Origin of the sequence: Photobacterium makurazakiensis, assembly GCF_050336715.1 — a bacterium.
Lineage (GTDB): Bacteria > Pseudomonadota > Gammaproteobacteria > Enterobacterales > Vibrionaceae > Photobacterium > Photobacterium makurazakiensis.
Genome location: NZ_JAKJSJ010000060.1, coordinates 1 through 16482, shown reverse-complemented (window position 1 = coordinate 16482; position 16482 = coordinate 1). Strand labels below are relative to the sequence as shown.

General features: G+C 41.6%; 18 protein-coding genes. 5 read left to right on the top strand and 13 right to left on the bottom strand.

Annotated features, from left to right (window positions below; translation table 11 throughout):
* Positions 1 to 8: 8 nt before the first annotated feature.
* The 3 genes from L4D09_RS22815 to L4D09_RS22805 all read right to left on the bottom strand — a co-directional run bounded on the left by L4D09_RS22815 (position 9) and on the right by L4D09_RS22805 (position 3156).
* Positions 9 to 1424: a glycoside hydrolase family 1 protein gene (locus L4D09_RS22815; RefSeq protein ID WP_428459835.1), complete on the bottom strand. Its 1416-nt coding sequence runs from the start codon at positions 1422 to 1424 to the stop codon at positions 9 to 11.
* 72 nt (positions 1425 to 1496) lie between these two features.
* Complete coding sequence (locus tag L4D09_RS22810) at positions 1497 to 1802, bottom strand: PTS sugar transporter subunit IIB (protein WP_428459834.1); 306 nt, start codon at positions 1800 to 1802, stop codon at positions 1497 to 1499.
* A 31-nt stretch (positions 1803 to 1833) separates the two neighbouring features.
* The gene (locus L4D09_RS22805) at positions 1834 to 3156 is read right to left on the bottom strand and encodes a PTS sugar transporter subunit IIC (RefSeq protein ID WP_428459833.1); all 1323 of its coding nucleotides are present in this window, start codon (positions 3154 to 3156) and stop codon (positions 1834 to 1836) included.
* Between the two features lie 379 nt (positions 3157 to 3535).
* On the opposite strand from L4D09_RS22805, the gene L4D09_RS22800 reads away from it, so the two are divergent.
* Positions 3536 to 4687, top strand: a complete 1152-nt coding sequence (locus tag L4D09_RS22800; protein ID WP_428459832.1) for an iron-containing alcohol dehydrogenase — start codon at positions 3536 to 3538, stop codon at positions 4685 to 4687.
* A gap of 75 nt (positions 4688 to 4762) precedes the next feature.
* On the opposite strand, the gene ulaA is transcribed toward L4D09_RS22800, so the two are convergent.
* The 3 genes from ulaA to L4D09_RS22785 all read right to left on the bottom strand — a co-directional run bounded on the left by ulaA (position 4763) and on the right by L4D09_RS22785 (position 6867).
* A complete protein-coding gene (gene ulaA / locus L4D09_RS22795) occupies positions 4763 to 6019 on the bottom strand; it encodes a PTS ascorbate transporter subunit IIC (RefSeq protein WP_428459831.1) in 1257 nt (418 codons plus the stop codon).
* 9 nt (positions 6020 to 6028) lie between these two features.
* Positions 6029 to 6316, bottom strand: coding sequence for a PTS sugar transporter subunit IIB (locus L4D09_RS22790; protein WP_428459830.1), 288 nt, complete (start codon positions 6314 to 6316; stop codon positions 6029 to 6031).
* 107 nt (positions 6317 to 6423) lie between these two features.
* Positions 6424 to 6867, bottom strand: coding sequence for a PTS sugar transporter subunit IIA (locus L4D09_RS22785; protein ID WP_428459829.1), 444 nt, complete (start codon positions 6865 to 6867; stop codon positions 6424 to 6426).
* A 313-nt stretch (positions 6868 to 7180) separates the two neighbouring features.
* Between L4D09_RS22785 and L4D09_RS22780 the strand changes: the two genes are divergently transcribed.
* Complete coding sequence (locus L4D09_RS22780) at positions 7181 to 8224, top strand: LacI family DNA-binding transcriptional regulator (RefSeq protein ID WP_428459828.1); 1044 nt, start codon at positions 7181 to 7183, stop codon at positions 8222 to 8224.
* 27 nt (positions 8225 to 8251) lie between these two features.
* Here the strand turns inward: L4D09_RS22780 and L4D09_RS22775 are convergent, their stop codons facing one another.
* Positions 8252 to 8899: a murein L,D-transpeptidase catalytic domain family protein gene (locus L4D09_RS22775; protein ID WP_428459827.1), complete on the bottom strand. Its 648-nt coding sequence runs from the start codon at positions 8897 to 8899 to the stop codon at positions 8252 to 8254.
* A 261-nt stretch (positions 8900 to 9160) separates the two neighbouring features.
* On the opposite strand from L4D09_RS22775, the gene L4D09_RS22770 reads away from it, so the two are divergent.
* Positions 9161 to 9787, top strand: a complete 627-nt coding sequence (locus L4D09_RS22770) for a D-Ala-D-Ala carboxypeptidase family metallohydrolase (protein WP_428459826.1) — start codon at positions 9161 to 9163, stop codon at positions 9785 to 9787.
* A gap of 101 nt (positions 9788 to 9888) precedes the next feature.
* Here L4D09_RS22770 and L4D09_RS22765 read toward each other — a convergent pair whose 3' ends face one another.
* From L4D09_RS22765 to L4D09_RS22745, 5 genes are all read right to left on the bottom strand, one after another.
* A complete protein-coding gene (locus tag L4D09_RS22765; protein WP_428459825.1) occupies positions 9889 to 10281 on the bottom strand; it encodes a RidA family protein in 393 nt (130 codons plus the stop codon).
* A gap of 106 nt (positions 10282 to 10387) precedes the next feature.
* Positions 10388 to 10702, bottom strand: coding sequence for a PTS lactose/cellobiose transporter subunit IIA (locus L4D09_RS22760; protein WP_428459824.1), 315 nt, complete (start codon positions 10700 to 10702; stop codon positions 10388 to 10390).
* Between the two features lie 8 nt (positions 10703 to 10710).
* Positions 10711 to 11808, bottom strand: a complete 1098-nt coding sequence (locus tag L4D09_RS22755) for a DUF871 domain-containing protein (RefSeq protein WP_428459823.1) — start codon at positions 11806 to 11808, stop codon at positions 10711 to 10713.
* A gap of 12 nt (positions 11809 to 11820) precedes the next feature.
* Positions 11821 to 13101 (bottom strand): PTS sugar transporter subunit IIC, encoded by a 1281-nt coding sequence (locus tag L4D09_RS22750; RefSeq protein WP_428459822.1) that lies wholly within the window; start codon positions 13099 to 13101, stop codon positions 11821 to 11823.
* Positions 13102 to 13112: 11 nt separating this feature from the next.
* Positions 13113 to 13418: a PTS sugar transporter subunit IIB gene (locus tag L4D09_RS22745; protein WP_428459821.1), complete on the bottom strand. Its 306-nt coding sequence runs from the start codon at positions 13416 to 13418 to the stop codon at positions 13113 to 13115.
* A 344-nt stretch (positions 13419 to 13762) separates the two neighbouring features.
* Here L4D09_RS22745 and L4D09_RS22740 point away from each other — a divergent pair, with 344 nt between their 5' ends.
* Both L4D09_RS22740 and L4D09_RS22735 read left to right on the top strand, forming a co-directional pair.
* Positions 13763 to 14548: a MurR/RpiR family transcriptional regulator gene (locus L4D09_RS22740; RefSeq protein WP_428459820.1), complete on the top strand. Its 786-nt coding sequence runs from the start codon at positions 13763 to 13765 to the stop codon at positions 14546 to 14548.
* 92 nt (positions 14549 to 14640) lie between these two features.
* The gene (locus tag L4D09_RS22735; protein ID WP_428459819.1) at positions 14641 to 15102 is read left to right on the top strand and encodes a MarR family winged helix-turn-helix transcriptional regulator; all 462 of its coding nucleotides are present in this window, start codon (positions 14641 to 14643) and stop codon (positions 15100 to 15102) included.
* 458 nt (positions 15103 to 15560) lie between these two features.
* On the opposite strand, the gene L4D09_RS22730 is transcribed toward L4D09_RS22735, so the two are convergent.
* The gene (locus tag L4D09_RS22730; protein WP_428459818.1) at positions 15561 to 15872 is read right to left on the bottom strand and encodes a hypothetical protein; all 312 of its coding nucleotides are present in this window, start codon (positions 15870 to 15872) and stop codon (positions 15561 to 15563) included.
* Positions 15873 to 16482 lie beyond the last annotated feature (610 nt).

Sequence of the window (16482 nt, the reverse complement as noted above, 5' to 3'; positions counted from 1 at the left end):
AGTACTACCTATCGCTTTAAGTTCTCACCACGTGTTGCGATGACGTCTTTAAACCAATGGAATGACGCTTTTTTCTTACGCGCTAAGCCGTTTTGATGGTCAACATAAATAAAGCCGTACTGCTTTTTATAACCGTTTAACCAACTCAACAGATCAATCGCTGACCATGCGTAATAACCTTTGATATTCACGCCACTATCGATGGCAGCTTTTACCGCGACCAAATGGTCATTGATAAAGTTAATGCGTGGAATATCGCAGACCTCACCCTCAATGATAGGGTCTTCATCACCTAAACCATTTTCAGTGATATAGAGTTTAATCTGACCATATTGCTCTTTGAGCATGTCTAGGCCAGATACAAAACCTTCTGGTGAGATTTCCCAATCCCATTTGGTATAGCGCTTATCATCCATTTTTACTGTTCGGTAAACGCCATCAAAACTTGGGTTACCTGGCGATCCAGTCGAATTTTCACGGGTTATTTCTTCACCTTCGAAAGAAGCATCAATTTTTTCAACACGCTGTGGCTGATAATAATTTAGCCCCATGAAATCATTTAGCGGTGCAGCTGCTGCAATTGTATCTAACTCTTCTTGTGTCCAGTCAGGCACATAGCCGAGTTTTTCAAGCTCGTGAACCACGTATTCAGGGTATTTACCAAGCAAGATAGGATCATAGAACCAGTTAGTACTAAATTGATTTGCATGCATTTGTGCGAACTGATTTTCTTCTGAGTCATCAACGCCAAAAGCTGGACTAAAGACATGGCTCAAGCCAATTTCACCAAATTGATTCAGTTTCTTATACTCAATCAATGCTAAAGCATGCGCATAAAATACATTGTGTGTGGCTTGGAAATATTTCTTTGGATCATTGGTGATACCCGGAGGGTGCGCACCGGCAAGGTAGCCTAATGCAGTAAACACCACGGTTTCATTAAAGGTAATGAAATGCTTAACACGATCTCCAAAGGCTTCAAAACACACCTTGGCATACTCTACATAAGCATCGACTGTTTTCTTGTTTAACCAACTGCCATCTTTTTCTAGCGGTAACGGTAGATCCCAGTGATACAAGGTAACAAAAGGAACGATGCCGTGTTTTAGGCACTCATCAATCAGGTTATTATAGAATTCAATACCCTTTTGATTTATTTCTCCGGTACCATTAGGCAAGATGCGTGCCCATGAAATTGAGAAGCGATAAGACTCTAGCCCCATCTCTGCCATTAACGCAATGTCTTCTTTATAGCGATTGTAATGATCAACCGCGACATCACCGTTTGTACCTTCAAAAGTTTTACCCGGGATCTTAGTAAATTCATCCCAGTTTGTTACGCCTTTCCCATCTTGGTCCCATGCGCCTTCAACTTGATAAGCAGCTGTTGCTGCACCAAATAAGAATTCATTTGAAAACTTCATTTTAATCTCTTTCTAAATTTAGATTAATACGCATATCGACATATCATTAAATACGCGTATCAATAACAATAATTAATTTAATAGTGCTAAAGCATCATCAAGAATTTTTTCACCTTTCAACATACCGTAATCAAGCATATCGATAACTTCTACTTTCTTACCAATCGGGTCTGCTAGTTTTTGTAATTCATCTTGCTTAAATCGAATTTGAGGACCTAATAAGAAAATATCGTATTCCGTTAAGAAATCTGAAATAGTTTCAACACCATGAGCTTCAATATGGACATCAAGCCCTTTTGTTGCTGCTGACTCTTTCATTTTTTTCACAACCATTGACGTTGACATACCAGCAGCACATAGAAGTAGAATTTTTTTCATTTTAATCACCTTAATAAATTTATTTACATGTTTATTTAGTTTCGGCTTGAAGCGCTAACTTATCTTGATATTTAAAGAATGGGAAATAAACACATACTGTCATTACGAAAATACTAATTTGAAGTAAAGCTGCACTCCACCCGCCAATAATAAAACCACTTAATATCATTGGCGTTGTCCAAGGAACTTGTACTGCTGTAAATGGCCCAACAAAGCCAAAGTTAATTGCGGTATAAACCATAACTGCAGATGTCACAGGTGCAAGTACAAATGGAATGAACATAATTGGGTTAAAGATAATTGGCGTAGCGAAAATAATTGGTTCATTGATATTGAACACACCAGGGATGAAAGACAGACGGCCAAGTTGTTTATATTGTGCAGAACGGGCAAACATCACCATACAACATACTAGACCAAATGTAAGGCCAGAGCCGCCCACGGTAATAAACTGGTCAACAAACTGGTTGGTTACAATCTTCGCGTTATCACCAGCAATTAAAGCTTCTCCTGCTGTTACCAACGTTTGGTTATGAAGTGCGTTAGCTGTAACAATCGGCCCCATGATACCCATAACGATAACTGGACCATGAACACCACACCACCATAAGAGTGAGATAAGCAATGCGATACCAACAGCACCAAAGAATGAATCTGACATGCTTTGAAGTGGTGTTTGTACGATGACATAAATGGTTTCAATAAAGGTTTGTTCAAAGACAACTTCAAAGAAAATATAAGTCGAGAAGGCAAGAAATATAATAATAAAACCAGGTATTAAAGATTTAAAAGCATTCGACACACCTTCTGGCACGCTGTCAGGCAATTTTATAACCCAGTTACGGTGAAGAACTTGTGCATATATCCAGCCGACAGACAAGCCTATTAATATAGCAGCAATCATACCCTTTCCACCTAAAAAGGCTTTTGGTATTACACCACCAACTTCTGTTCCATCAGGAGCAACAACAAAGGCATTAATCACAATAAGCATTGAAACTATTGCAAGCACACCTGCATTAATACCGTTATGCCCCTCATATTTCACATAGGTAAATGCAATACCGAAGGCACCAATCAATGCCAATATATCAAAGGTTGAACCAACAACTTGAAATAAAGGTGTTGCCCATTGTTCGCCGAAAATACCGGCCATAAATTCGTTGTAGCCATCAATTGGTACAAAAGCAATCAGAAGAAAAACTGAACCAATGATTGTTAATGGCATGGTTAACATAAAGCCTTCTTTAATTGCTGTAATAGGCTTTGAATTAACAAACTTTAATATTGTGGGCAAGAATCGATTTACTCTATCCATCATAGTACTTTGCAAACTAGCAGCTTGGGTACTCATTGGTTCAGTCTCCATTTTAAATTATAAGTTCTAACCTGATGACAAAAGAGTAACCGGTTACAGTAACCGGTTACAGCTGCAGTTATTGAGTTTTTGATCAATTTCACAAAGAAACTTAATAAACGTGAATTATTGAATTTACGTCACATTTATTCCTGATAAGTATAGTGATATACATCACGCCTTTTGTTTGATAATGATTATCAAACTTATAAAGTAGGCTTTATTGCAGCTATACGAAGTTTTGCTTAGTAGAAATAGGCAAGTATTAAACAGAATCGTGCATTACATATTCTAGATGACTGGCATAGACTAGAGCCATCAACACAAAGTATCACTCGCATTACATTTATCGATACATAAAACACTGGAGTTGTTCATGAATAAATTTACCTACCAGAATCCTACCCGCATTCATTTTGGTGAAGGTCAAATCGCTGCTATTACCAACGACATTCCGAAAGACAAAAAAATCTTGGTGACCTACGGCGGTGGTTCAATCAAATCAAATGGTGTTTATGAGCAAGTGGTTAAAGCCCTAGAAGGTCATAACTGGGGTGAATTTTCAGGTATAGAGCCAAATCCACAGTACGACACTCTGATGCAAGCCGTAGAAAAAATCAAAGCAGAAGGTTTTGATTACCTGCTCGCAGTGGGTGGCGGCTCTGTGGTTGATGGCACCAAATTCATCGCAGCAGCGGCAGCTTACCAAGGTGAAGATCCTTGGAATATCCTGGCTCAGCAGCACCCTGTTGAAGCGGCGATTCCGCTAGCATGCATTCTAACGCTACCAGCAACAGGCTCTGAAAGTAATTCAGGTGCGGTTGTATCCCGCGGTAAAGATAAGTTGGCATTCATGACACCGAAAGTACAGCCACTATTTGCGGTGCTTGATCCAACAACGACGCTTAGCCTATCACCACGCCAAGTTGCAAATGGCGTAGTCGATGCTTATGTTCACGTCATGGAGCAATACCTAACCTTCCCTGCAAACGCTAAGGTACAAGATCGCTTTGCAGAAGGCCTGCTATTAAACCTGATTGAAGAAGGCCCGAAAGCGCTGACAACACCAAATGATATTGATGTACGTGCCAATATTATGTGGACAGCAACTCAAGCCCTGAACGGCCTGATCGGTGTCGGTGTTCCTCAAGACTGGACAACCCACATGATTGGTCACGAACTAACGGGTAATTACGGTATCGACCATGCTCGTACTCTAAGTATTGTACTGCCTGCAGTAATGACTGAACGCCGTGAAGATAAAGAAGGCAAACTTCTTCAATATGCAGAGCGCATTTTTGGTATCACTGAAGGTACTACCGATGAGCGTATTGATGCGGCGATTGCCCAAACCATCAGCTTCTTCCAGCAAATGGAAGTTCCAACCAGCTTAACTGATGTCGATCTGGGTAAGAACGATATTGATACGCTTGTTGCTAGCCTTGAGAAACACGGCATGATGACTCTCGGCGAGCATGGCAATATCGCAATCGCAGATAGCCGTGCGATTCTAGAAGCCGCGTTATAATTCTTACCCTCTAATATCAAAAAGCCCGACTACCTTCCGGTAGTCGGGCTTTTTATTCATCCGCTTTTGCAATGATTATCGAACAATCAAGCCAAGCAAAATACCAACAACACCGAAGTCAGCATCACTGAATGTGGTATTGGCAAAGCCTAAGTCGCCTAGTACAGGTAACAAGAATACCGGAAGGAAGGTAATGAGTAAGCCTTGAGCAAATGCACCAAGCATTGCACCACGACGACCACCCGTTGCATTACCAAACACACCAGCTGCAGCACCAACGAAGAAGTGTGGTACAACACCAGGGATAATGATAGTCAAGCCCATGATGTACAGCAGGAACATGCCGATTAGACCCGCAGCGAAGCTTGATAGGAAACCTACCAGTACTGCATTCGGCGCATAAGGGAACACTACTGGGCAATCAAGCGCAGGTTTTGCATTTGGTACTAGCTTGTCTGAAATACCTTTAAATGCCGGTACGATTTCAGCGATAACCATACGTACACCTTGCAAGATAACGTATACACCAGCAGCAAAAGCAATTGATTGCATTAGTGCGAACATAAACCAGTGCTTGCCGCCACTTACTTCACGTACGAAATCACCACCAGCAAACAAACAGGTAATAACAAAAATGATACCCATGGTGAACGAGATAGCAACTGGCGTATCACGCAAGAACAGTAAGCTCTTTGGCACGTTCATTTCTTCGGTAGAGTGCTCTTTGTTACCAAACTTACTACCGATAAAGCCAGCAAGTACATAAGATAACGTTGAGAAGTGACCAATGGCTACATCATCTGAACCTGTTACCTGCTTCATGTATTTATGTGCAATAGCAGGGAAGAACACCATCACTACACCAACAACCAATGAACCAAGTGCAATCAGTGGAACACCACTCATGCCACTTGACGATAGAATGGCTGCAACCATCATCGACATGAACAAGGTATGGTGACCCGTCAAGAAAATAAATTTCCACGGTGTAAAACGCGCAATCAGAATATTGACCAGCATGGCAAAGAACATGATCATCGCCATTTCTTTACCAAACGCTTCTTGGGCAATCGACACAATCGCTTCGTTGTTTGGTACAACACCAGTAATGCCAAAGGCTTCTTGGAAGATGGTCGCGAAATCACCCAGTGATGTCACGACCAAACCAGCACCTGCACCAAGGATCACAAAGCCCATAATGGTCTTCACTGTGCCCTTAATACATTCTGTAACGGGTTTCTTCTGTGCAATCAAACCGATCAATGCGATCAGGCCGACAAGGACGGCTGGCTCAGCCAGCACGTCATTCATTAAAAAGCTAAAGAATTCCATAGCGACCTCTTAAAGAGCACCTAGCTCTTGCAATGCAACAGACAAACGCTCTTTCATCGCATTTTTATCAACCATGTTGGCTAACGATACAATTTTACCCTCAACACCCTGTGCAATTAGCTGCTCAGTAATATCATTTGTGCCGATAAAAATATCGCAATCAGTACCTTTTGCAGACCCTAAATCAATGTGGTCAACATTCGCATCAACATTCAAATCTTTAATGATGCTTTTAATGCTCATTTCCATCATAAGACTAGTACCAAGACCGTGACCACATACAACCATAATTTTCATAATGTTCTACCTTTCTACGTTTTGCACGGCTTATCGCTACTGGTATAGCCGTGCTTATATTGGATTGTTCGTTATCAGCTAAGCCTAACGCTCAGCTAAATGAGTAATTAATAGGTTTCGATGATCTGACGAATCGCGTCTACATCTTTAGCTTCACAAATGGCAGCAATATGCTCTTCATTCATGAATAACTCTGCCAGCTGAGCAATCGCATCAACATGGCTGTTACTGTCGGTTGCCGCCAAAGTCACCAACAGCTTCACTGGATCATTTTCATCAGCATCGAAATGCACGCCGCTACGGATCACGGTGAGGCCAAGAGATAGCTTATTTACTCCATCTTCAGGACGTGCGTGTGGCATCGCCATACCAGGGCCAATCACATAGTAAGGCCCCATTTCTTTATGCGAGCGGAAAATAGCCTCTACATAGCTTGGTTCAATACTGCCGTTATCGATTAAAGGCTGGCAGGCCAATTCAATCGCTTGCTGCCAATTTTCAGCAGTGTCATGAATACTGATCACATCGTGGGTAAGAAGTTCTTTAAGCATGTCTCTACTCTTTCATTGCATCAATAACCTGTCGGAATGGCGCCACTTTAACCGTCACGCCAAGACAATAAAGCGATCAAAGTCACATTTGATAGCGCTACCTGATAGCGCTACCAAAATTTGTGATAGCGCTATCATTTTTGAATATCACACTTGGCGAGAACAGATTGGAACAACAGAATGAACAAGGTTAGAATGGTGGGTTCGTTGATAACTAACATTAAAAAATGATAATTAATTGATTTAACATACAAAATAACATTGCCAATGAAAGATCATTCACAATGTTATTTTAAAAGCTTCAGGAGATTCGATGGCTGAGCCTCGAAAACGTCGTAGTACAGGCAAAGTTACCCTTGCCGATGTCGCTAAACTTGCGGGCGTAGGATCAATGACTGTATCTCGGGCATTGCGTACCCCCGATCAAGTGTCTGATAAACTACGTGAAAAAATTCAACAAGCAGTCGATGAGTTGGGCTACATCCCCAACAAAGCGGCAGGTGCGCTCGCATCAGGACAAAGCGATACTATCGCGATTATCCTCCCGTCATTCACTGAAAAAGTGTGTGCTGATTTTATTGCGACGTTCCAACAAGCCATCATACGGAGTGGCTATCAAGTACTCATCGGTTATAGCCATGATTCAATGGAACAAGAAGAAAATCTGCTCACCAGCATGCTCGCCAATAACCCAGCAGCAGTTGTACTATTTGGCAGTGAACATTCGGCAAAATCGCGAAAGCTACTAGAAAGTGGCGAGTGTCCCGTTTTAGAGGTAAACGAGCTCACCCCACTTGCCGTTGATCTCAACATTGGTATTGATCATTACCAAGCAGCAAAAACCATGACTCGCCATCTCATAGAGCAAGGCTATAAAAATATTGGCTTTATCGGCGCGCATGGCGATCAAGCTATTCTGAACAAACAGCTACGTGGCTGGCAAGCGGGGATGATTGAAGGGTATCTCACCCCAGATCACTTTTTAACGACCCATGAAGGGGCGAACTTAGCACTTGGTTGTGAAGGCGTCGCAAAACTACTGCTTCGCCAGCGAGAACTTGATGCATTGATTTGTAACCATGAGGAGATTGCGCTTGGTGCCCTTTTTGAGTGCCAGCGACGCCTAGTAAAAATTCCAGAATCAATTGCATTAACCTGCCTTGATGGCTCGGTAATTTGTGCCCAAAGCCACCCTAATATTACCGCGATTCAGATTGATTACGAAGCGATGGGCAGTCAAGCTGCACAATTACTTCTCGATAAGCTTAATGGTAATGGCGCGGAATCACAGTTGACTGCTGTTGATATTGGCTTCAAGCTGATCAACCGTGCAAGCAGCCACAAAACAACACCTTAGACGAACCTTTATCGTATTAGGCATCGTTTATTTAGCTTTTGCGAGTAACTCCCCTTGAGCGGAACCGGTGGCGGCAAGAATAATGCTTCCACCTTTTATCAAATCGATAATTTCTCTATTTTTTTCAAGGGGTAATGCAGGACAGCCCCAGCTCCAACCTATAAAATTATTCTGCTCTAAAAATGAGGGGGAGGCATAATTAGCGCCATGGATCACGATATACCGCTTGCGGGCATTATCATTCAGCCCTTTCGATAAGCCATCTAAACGTAGAGAATAGCCATACTTTCCATAATAGGTTTCAGCCGTTTTGTAGATTCCCAGCGAGGTTTGCTTCGAATTAACGGTATTTGAAAAACGTTCGGCGATCGCCCCCTTACCGCTAGCGATCCCATGCGTAGTATAAGTGTGGTATTTCAACTCTTTGTCTAATAGGTTGATAACATAGAATCGCCGCTCATTGGAAGGGCGACTAAAATCGATGATCACCAAATTGGGATTCGCACCAATCGCTTGCTCCATGTAGGCTTCAACCCCCTCACGAAACAACTCATAATCAATGACACCGCGTAATTTTGCCGTTTGATACACATCCGTCGCAAGTCGCTCGACATGTTTATCGGCTGCTATGGCACTGGTTGAAAACAACAATAATAATAGGATTATTCTGCACATACTTTTCTACGTCAATGTCACTATTTTGTCTTTTGATAACATTATTAATAATAACAGAAATTAAAATAATGACTTTTTTTTCGATTCAATCGCTCCCCATAACCACAGGTTTGTCCTAACTACTCAGACTATTTTGCTTCCACTCTCCCGATTCTTAGTACACTTTCGTTCTCCCACTCTTAATCGGATCACTTAATTCACAGGCTCTTCTAGAATTAATACCAATACTCATTCACAAATACTGGTGAAAAAGGGGAGATAATGAAGTACTTCCTTGCCACTCTTTGCCTTATCGCTACAACCACGCTCAATGCTGTGCCCTACTCGAGCCTCTATAAAAGCCATAGAGATTTCAGCTACGATGACTTGGTCGTTGAAGTTCAAGGATATAAAGTCCCCACTCGTGCAGCCTTCAGGGGCTGGGTGTTGATGAACCATAATGAGGACATTATTGAAGAAGCCTATAACTACTTTATTGATAGAGGGGTAAAAGAAACAATGCCCTTACACTTAGTGCTTCTTCAAGGTACAGATTGGCGCGTTAGCAATACGACGATATTCAACCTGCCCAAAAGGACAAACTGGGACAATATGATACGTACTTTGCTGTTCATCCAAAAACATGTTTCTCCTAAAACTGGTTTGCTAATCCCCGTTTCTGGTGACCGCAGCAAAGAATACAACGTACATGCCGGCGGAGCACCTAGGAGCTCTCACCTTGACTTCTGTGCGCTTGATTTAGTTCCAATCGACAACATATCTAGACCAGCATTACATAAGATCCTCCAAGATATCTATCGAACTGTCGGTAAGAAAAATAAAATGGGGCTAGGACTTTATGGCGGAGTACGCTTTCACATTGATACGTGTGGCTACCGTCAGTGGTAAATATTGCAGTTCTGAAATAGCAGCAGCCATAAGGCTGCTGCTATAGAGGGGGAATTTTTTCGATACACTCTCAATCAATGAAAGTATATATCTGTATATGATTAGACTCGATCTTGGCGGAAGCAAGTCACATCAACTTCCACTTTTACATCGACCACTAAATCACACACCATGCAAATACGAGCGGGCGGGTTTGCACCGAAGAACTCTTTAAACACCTTGTTAAACGACTGGAAATACCGAGAATCAGTCAGAACAACTTTAACATGCACAACATCTTCTAAGCTGTAACCAGCTTCTTCCATGATATCGACACAGTTTTGAATCGCAAGACGAGACTGATCGACAATCCCCCCTTCTACGACTTCACCGTCGAGCATTGGTGTTTGTCCCGAGACATACAAAAAACCACCAGCTTGTGTCGCACGTGCAAACGGTAGGTGTTGACCACCTGTACCTGTACCACCTTCAACACCGTAACGAATAATCGCCATTGCTTTTTCCTTTAATTATCCTTGTAGGTATCCTACAAACGTTGAGGGAGCGCTGAGTCATCAGGCCATGACGACCCAGCGCAAATAGCCTAGCCAACGGCTGAGACTATGCTTGCCTCTTATATAAATCGATAAATTCTTGCGCTAGATCTTTCATCAACACAGCATTCATGAGGTGATCCTGAGCGTGAACCATCACTAACGTGACAGGCACCTTTCCTTCACCTTCATCCAAGCCAATCAGTCGAGTTTGTACGCCGTGTGCTAAGCGTAAAAACTTGCCGCATTCTTCCATCGCAACATCAGCTGCTGCGAAGTCATTATTTTTGGCGTAGTGGATTGCCGACATTGACTCACTTTTGGCTTGTCCTGCATTGGTAATTAAATCCATTACCGTTAATTCGTAATCTTCTTTGTTCACAGTGAGCCTCAGTTAGCTGGTTTTAAATAAAATTTTTGCCATGGTTTTAGCTGATCAAGCAATCGAATATTTTCGTCGCTAATACGGCCAACCACATTCGAACAACCCGTATTAACAAAGTCATTCAATACAACATGCATTTCGCCGGTATATTTGTTGTACGCATCATTTTCAACAATGACATCGCCACGTTTTACTTTCTCGCAGGTGTTCTTTGGCTTAATACTCTGACCTTTGTACAGGTTGCGAGTGTGGCTAGAACGAATCGTCGTTTCATTAATATCACCACGTACCCAATGAATTTGGTCGAACAAGATGCGCTGTTCAACATCGCTAATATCATCAATCGTCACGACATCAAGTTCCACCGTAGAACGGTTGATCCCAGCCAATTCTGCCAACTCAGCTTCCGATGCGAATGCATTGGCAATCAACACATCATCAACCACGCCAGAGTTAAATAACTCTTTAGCCTGTGTTGATATAGTCAAATCACGGTGTGCTTCAATGGTGCACAAGCCTTCCGATACTGGCCAAGGACCAATTTCTGCACTTGGTGCATTAACAAAAGCGGCAACCCGTATTCCTTCTTTTTGGAAACTGGTTGAGCGTTCCATGAAGTAGTCCCAGCCCAGCCCCGAGTATTTCTTCGGATAAAAGTTATGGCACCCAATCAACATGTCGCGATTTGGCTGGTAGGTCAGGATGTTCTCAAGGTATCTCTGCTCTGGGCTGATATTAATTTCAATCAGCAAATCTTGCGGATTAAATGTCATCATCGCTTCTTCGAAGCCAGTGAAACCTTCATCCAAACGGATCCCAGTTAGACCTAGATCTTTGAAGAACGATAAATCGTCATGGGTAAGATTCAATTCACGAAATACCCGTGGGTCGACATCTGCAACCACAATCATGTCGTATTTTATAGCATGCTGTACAACTGCTTTGAATTTGGCAAACACTGCCTCTTTGTCACCATCGGCACACAATAAGCAGGTAAACAATCGGCTATAGCCATAACTCGCCGCCAACTCAATATATGCGTTGATTTGCTCCAAGTCGCTATGCTCAGGATAAACAGAAATTCCAATTCGTTTTGTTTTCATAATGCTTCCTAATTAAGCTGCTTGTGCTTCTAATGTTTTTTCGTACATGCGAACAAATGGCAAGTACATCAGAACAGAGGTAATAATTAGCGTAATACTTAACAGTAATGCGGTTGTACCAAGGTTTGTCGCCAGGAATGCTCCCAAAGGTGCTGGCGTCGTCCATGGTAGTAACGTCACCACATTGCCCACAAAACCACTCGTTGTTGCAAACCATGCAATCGTCGCATTTATCATTGGAATAAAGATAAACGGTAGGAACAGAACTGGGTTCATTACCATTGGTGTACCAAAAATAAGAGGCTCATTAATGTTGAACATCCCCGGTACAATACTCAGACGACCAATGGTTCTTAAGTGAGCGTCTTTTGACCAGAACGCCATTACACATGCTAATGAGAAGGTACAGCCTGCCCCACCAATAAAGATGAAGTAATCCCAGAAACCTGCGACGAAAATGCGTGACGCTTCTTCACCCGCCATTAAGGCATCTTGGTTGTACTGTAAGTTGGCAAAAAGGAAAGGTGTCAAAACACTCAGAACAATTGAACCGCCATTGATGCCCGCAACCCATAATAGTTGGACGAAGAAGACAGCTAACAGTAGTGCTGGTAATGAATCAGACACCACAACCAACGGCTGTAATACTGTAATGATTAGTTCAGGTAATAGTGTTACTGCCCCATCAGTCACATAATCGATAGTCAAGTTAATCGGGTGCAGCAGTACCATAATGAAAACGACTGGGACAATCAGTTCGAAAGATTTAGCAATCGCTGGCGGAACCGAACTCGGCAATTTAATGGTGATCCCTTTCTCAACACATAACCTCAGCACATGCACTGAAATAATGGCAGTAAAGATCGCAGTGAATATACCTTTCGCATCCAGATAGCTGATAGACATTGCACCTTCAGAAACAGGAGCAGCGACTAACAGGAATGAGAACATGGCTAAGAAACCACCGGTGATATTATGAAGCCCATAACTGGCCGACAGGCTGCTACCTATTCCAAAGGAAATAAACAGCGTCATGATCCCCATACTCACATAAAATGGCTGCATATACTTTGCTCGAGCATCAACGACCCAATCGGTATACCATTCCATGTATAAAAAGTTACTCGGATCAGTCAGCGGTAGATTGAGCAACAGCAAAACAAATGAACCCGTCAGCAAAAATGGTATTGCGTAAGCAAAACCATCTTTTAGCGCATTCAAGTAGCGAGATTGGCTAACTTTAGCGGCGACAGGCATTGCATACTGCTCGATCCAATGCATCATTTTTTCCATTGTCGAGCCCCTTAACCAATTAGTTCAAGTGCGTGAGCTAGCACTTTTTGGCCATTCATCACGGCATAGTCCATTGGATTGATCACCTCAACAGTTTTACCGTAGGGTTCTGCACGCTTTTTAAATTCATTGTGCATGTACTTAAGCTGAGGGCCTAGCAGCACCACATCATACTCAGTCACTAAGTCATTGAATCGCTCAGAGCCAAAGGCCTCTATAGTCGCCTCAATCTTCTGCTCTGCTGCACTTTCCTGCATTTTTTGAACCATCATGCTGGTCGACATACCCGCAGTACACATCAATAGAATTTTTTTCATTTTATGCTCCATGATTTTGCTAATTTTTATTAATAGTGAAACTTTGCTTTTATTTGCTTTAGGAATATTCTTATACTTGCCGGAGAGATAATATGTTTCATGAAACTTTTTTCAAGAAACTTTATTAATAAAGCGAACAATGATCACATGGARATATTTTGAAACAACCCACTAAAACCAATGACTTACAAGCACCACCCATAACTACCCATAAACTTTATTACTTAAAAACAGTACGTTATTTTATTTCACGGCTAAAAATAAATTGCACCATGAAAATAATTTTCATAGAATTGAAAAAATGAAATATACAAATATTTGCTGTAGGACGAACTAATATTCACATGGAAAATAAAATTGATGTCATATCACTGATCTTCGAAAAGCATGATGCTTTCAGTGAAACAGAGAAAAAAATAGCCCAGTTTATAACTGATGACTCCCGCTTAGTTGCGGTATCAAGCATTAGCAAACTGTCGACAATGATTGGAGTGAGTGCTGCATCGATCAGCCGATTTGCCCGTGCGCTTGGGTTTGAGAATATTCGAGAACTGAAGTTTCATCTCGCGCAATCATTAGGCTTGGGTGAGACCCCTGATATCGATAATCGACTTGCGACCAGTGGCTATAATTTAATTTATGAATCAATCAGTACCGTTTTACTCAATAATGTCACTACCCTATCGGGTAGCCATATCACTTTACTCGCTGACTTTATTGAAGAAGCTGGGACTATTTATATCTTGGGATCAGACAGCATCACCTATAGCGCCGCAGAAGATGCCCAATATCGCTTCACTACACAGGGGAAAATCGCACTAACCAGTCATGATCCTTCATTAATAGATGCATATAGTCACAATTTTCGCGCTAACGATGTCGTGCTATGCCTTAGTATCAACCAACACCATGAATTACTGAGCCAGTCAGCAGCAAAAGCGAAAGAGCAAGGCTGCAGGGTCATCGCTATCACCTCACAGCTTTCTCAATTATCGCATACAGCAGATCTCGTGTTACCTATCAACACCCACGAGATAGCCAGTGATTTTAGGCTTAGCGCTTGCCGCCACTTACTCATGGCTTATTTTGATGCCGTTGAATTAGAAATGGTTATGCGGAAGAAAAAATAGCTTGAATAAACAATGCATTACAAAAAGGTTTGATATCGAACATGCAAGGCATACAATATTATCAAACCTGTAGGCACTAACGAGAATAAATAATGACTGAAGATCCAAAGCTGTTTGATTCACTGACAGGGAAATGCTGGATGGCCATGAAACTTCTGCAGAACAACCTTCAGAACGAACTTCAGGCTCACTATCCTTTCCTTAATACTGAACAACTTCAGCTCATGATTGAACTTAACTACGATGATGGTGTGCGGCCTTCCGTTCTCGCTTACCGAATGCAGCGTACAAAAAGTACGATATCAAGCCTACTTAAGCACGCAGAAAAAAACGAATTGATTGCGTTGGCATCTGATCCAAAGAACAAAAATGCAAAAAAAGTACACCTCACTTTGAAAGGTAAAACGATATTAGATGATATTTCGCCAGTTGTTGATGCTCTACTGATATCAGTAACACGTAATATTTCTGAAAAAGACCAGAAAGTCGTTAAACAGGCTATGGATAGTATGCTTGAAGAATTAAACCCTGACTGGCTACACGACTCTTGGTAATTTAATACCTGAAGTTTTTAATCGCTAAGGGTTGCAGTGCTCCCTGATAGCAAAAGCGATATTGGCCACGCTCCCCCATTGCGTAACTGAAGTCACCGAATGTAGCGCAAAAAAATACCGCCGATTAAGGCGGTATAAAACAAAGAGATAACTCTGATAAAATCAAACAAACAATCATCAGCCAATTACTAGCGAACAATTAGCTGAGCTGGCTTTTTTACTCGTAGCCAGAATATCGAGTGACAAAAGTCAAAGCCTCACCTATAGGAGTCAGTGAGCTAGCCTCTTTAACCCGTAGCTAGTAAAACGGGTGCTAATCTAACTCTGTCACGAAGTTAGGTGCATATGCCTTTTTTATACCGTTGGCAATGAAACGGTTATACAGTCTCCTTAACTCACTGACGTTTTGTGAGAATCAACGAGAAAAGAAGACACCGTATCTTTATATTGAAAGGCTGCTAAATTGTATATTTACTCCGTACGCTTCGGCTCGCGCTCACTTTGATATCACCATTCTTATAGCTACCTTCAATACCCCGAATCAATGCTTCGCCCTTCCGACGATTACGGTCATTAGTCTCAGCCATGTTCCTTATATATTGATCAAGCTCTTCTGGTGACTCGAACTCCACACCGTGAAACGAGATTATCAAACCTTCAACGATAGCCTGACGCACCTGGCTATAAACATTTTCAGACTTTGTCACCATCACCTCAGCGGCTTCACCAAACACTGCAATTAGAGGTACCGCTATAGGCGCTTTTTTCATCAACATATCTATTACAACCTATATCCCGCCCAATCAAAAATAGTTTGACATCGAACCACAAACCCGACAAGGACGAAATATACAGACTTAAAAGGTGCGAAGTCAAACATTTTTATTATATCAAGTAACTCGACAAAGAGAGTGACAAATAAATATAACAATAATCTTTTTTATAATAGACCTTTAGTTTCAGATCCGATCAGTTTATAACTGACGAATTGAATACAAGCTCACTCGTAAGTGCTTCAGATAAAGCCTTAGCTGATTAGTATGAGAACAATTTACTCTCACTACTTTTCTTTAGCTAGATATCAAACCTCATCTAATATTCATCTCTTTACAATAGGTGCCAACTAAGTATTCGAAGTGTAAAGCCACAATACATAGCAGCCACCACTCAAAACACCCCCAAATAACACTAAAAAAAACAAATATATACAATGCATAATAAGCAAGATAAACACATACCCATCAATTAGCTATATTGGTATTCAATTTCATCATAGATATTAACTCAGTCACCATAACCCTCTATGCATTGCTTACTGCTGCGATATATTCACCATCTGTAAAATATAAAATATTTGATTGCCCTATCCCAGATAAATTT

Coding starts and splice junctions, on each gene's coding strand:
- ulaA (WP_428459831.1), bottom strand. CDS start 6,019: ATGGAATTCTTTAGCTTTTTAATGAATGACGTGCTGGCTGAGCCAGCC.
- L4D09_RS22785 (WP_428459829.1), bottom strand. CDS start 6,867: ATGCTTAAAGAACTTCTTACCCACGATGTGATCAGTATTCATGACACT.
- L4D09_RS22775 (WP_428459827.1), bottom strand. CDS start 8,899: ATGTGCAGAATAATCCTATTATTATTGTTGTTTTCAACCAGTGCCATA.
- L4D09_RS22735 (WP_428459819.1), top strand. CDS start 14,641: ATGACTGAAGATCCAAAGCTGTTTGATTCACTGACAGGGAAATGCTGG.
- L4D09_RS22765 (WP_428459825.1), bottom strand. CDS start 10,281: ATGGCGATTATTCGTTACGGTGTTGAAGGTGGTACAGGTACAGGTGGT.
- L4D09_RS22745 (WP_428459821.1), bottom strand. CDS start 13,418: ATGAAAAAAATTCTATTGATGTGTACTGCGGGTATGTCGACCAGCATG.
- L4D09_RS22800 (WP_428459832.1), top strand. CDS start 3,536: ATGAATAAATTTACCTACCAGAATCCTACCCGCATTCATTTTGGTGAA.
- L4D09_RS22805 (WP_428459833.1), bottom strand. CDS start 3,156: ATGAGTACCCAAGCTGCTAGTTTGCAAAGTACTATGATGGATAGAGTA.
- L4D09_RS22770 (WP_428459826.1), top strand. CDS start 9,161: ATGAAGTACTTCCTTGCCACTCTTTGCCTTATCGCTACAACCACGCTC.
- L4D09_RS22815 (WP_428459835.1), bottom strand. CDS start 1,424: ATGAAGTTTTCAAATGAATTCTTATTTGGTGCAGCAACAGCTGCTTAT.
- L4D09_RS22790 (WP_428459830.1), bottom strand. CDS start 6,316: ATGAAAATTATGGTTGTATGTGGTCACGGTCTTGGTACTAGTCTTATG.
- L4D09_RS22730 (WP_428459818.1), bottom strand. CDS start 15,872: ATGAAAAAAGCGCCTATAGCGGTACCTCTAATTGCAGTGTTTGGTGAA.
- L4D09_RS22740 (WP_428459820.1), top strand. CDS start 13,763: ATGGAAAATAAAATTGATGTCATATCACTGATCTTCGAAAAGCATGAT.
- L4D09_RS22810 (WP_428459834.1), bottom strand. CDS start 1,802: ATGAAAAAAATTCTACTTCTATGTGCTGCTGGTATGTCAACGTCAATG.
- L4D09_RS22755 (WP_428459823.1), bottom strand. CDS start 11,808: ATGAAAACAAAACGAATTGGAATTTCTGTTTATCCTGAGCATAGCGAC.
- L4D09_RS22750 (WP_428459822.1), bottom strand. CDS start 13,101: ATGGAAAAAATGATGCATTGGATCGAGCAGTATGCAATGCCTGTCGCC.
- L4D09_RS22780 (WP_428459828.1), top strand. CDS start 7,181: ATGGCTGAGCCTCGAAAACGTCGTAGTACAGGCAAAGTTACCCTTGCC.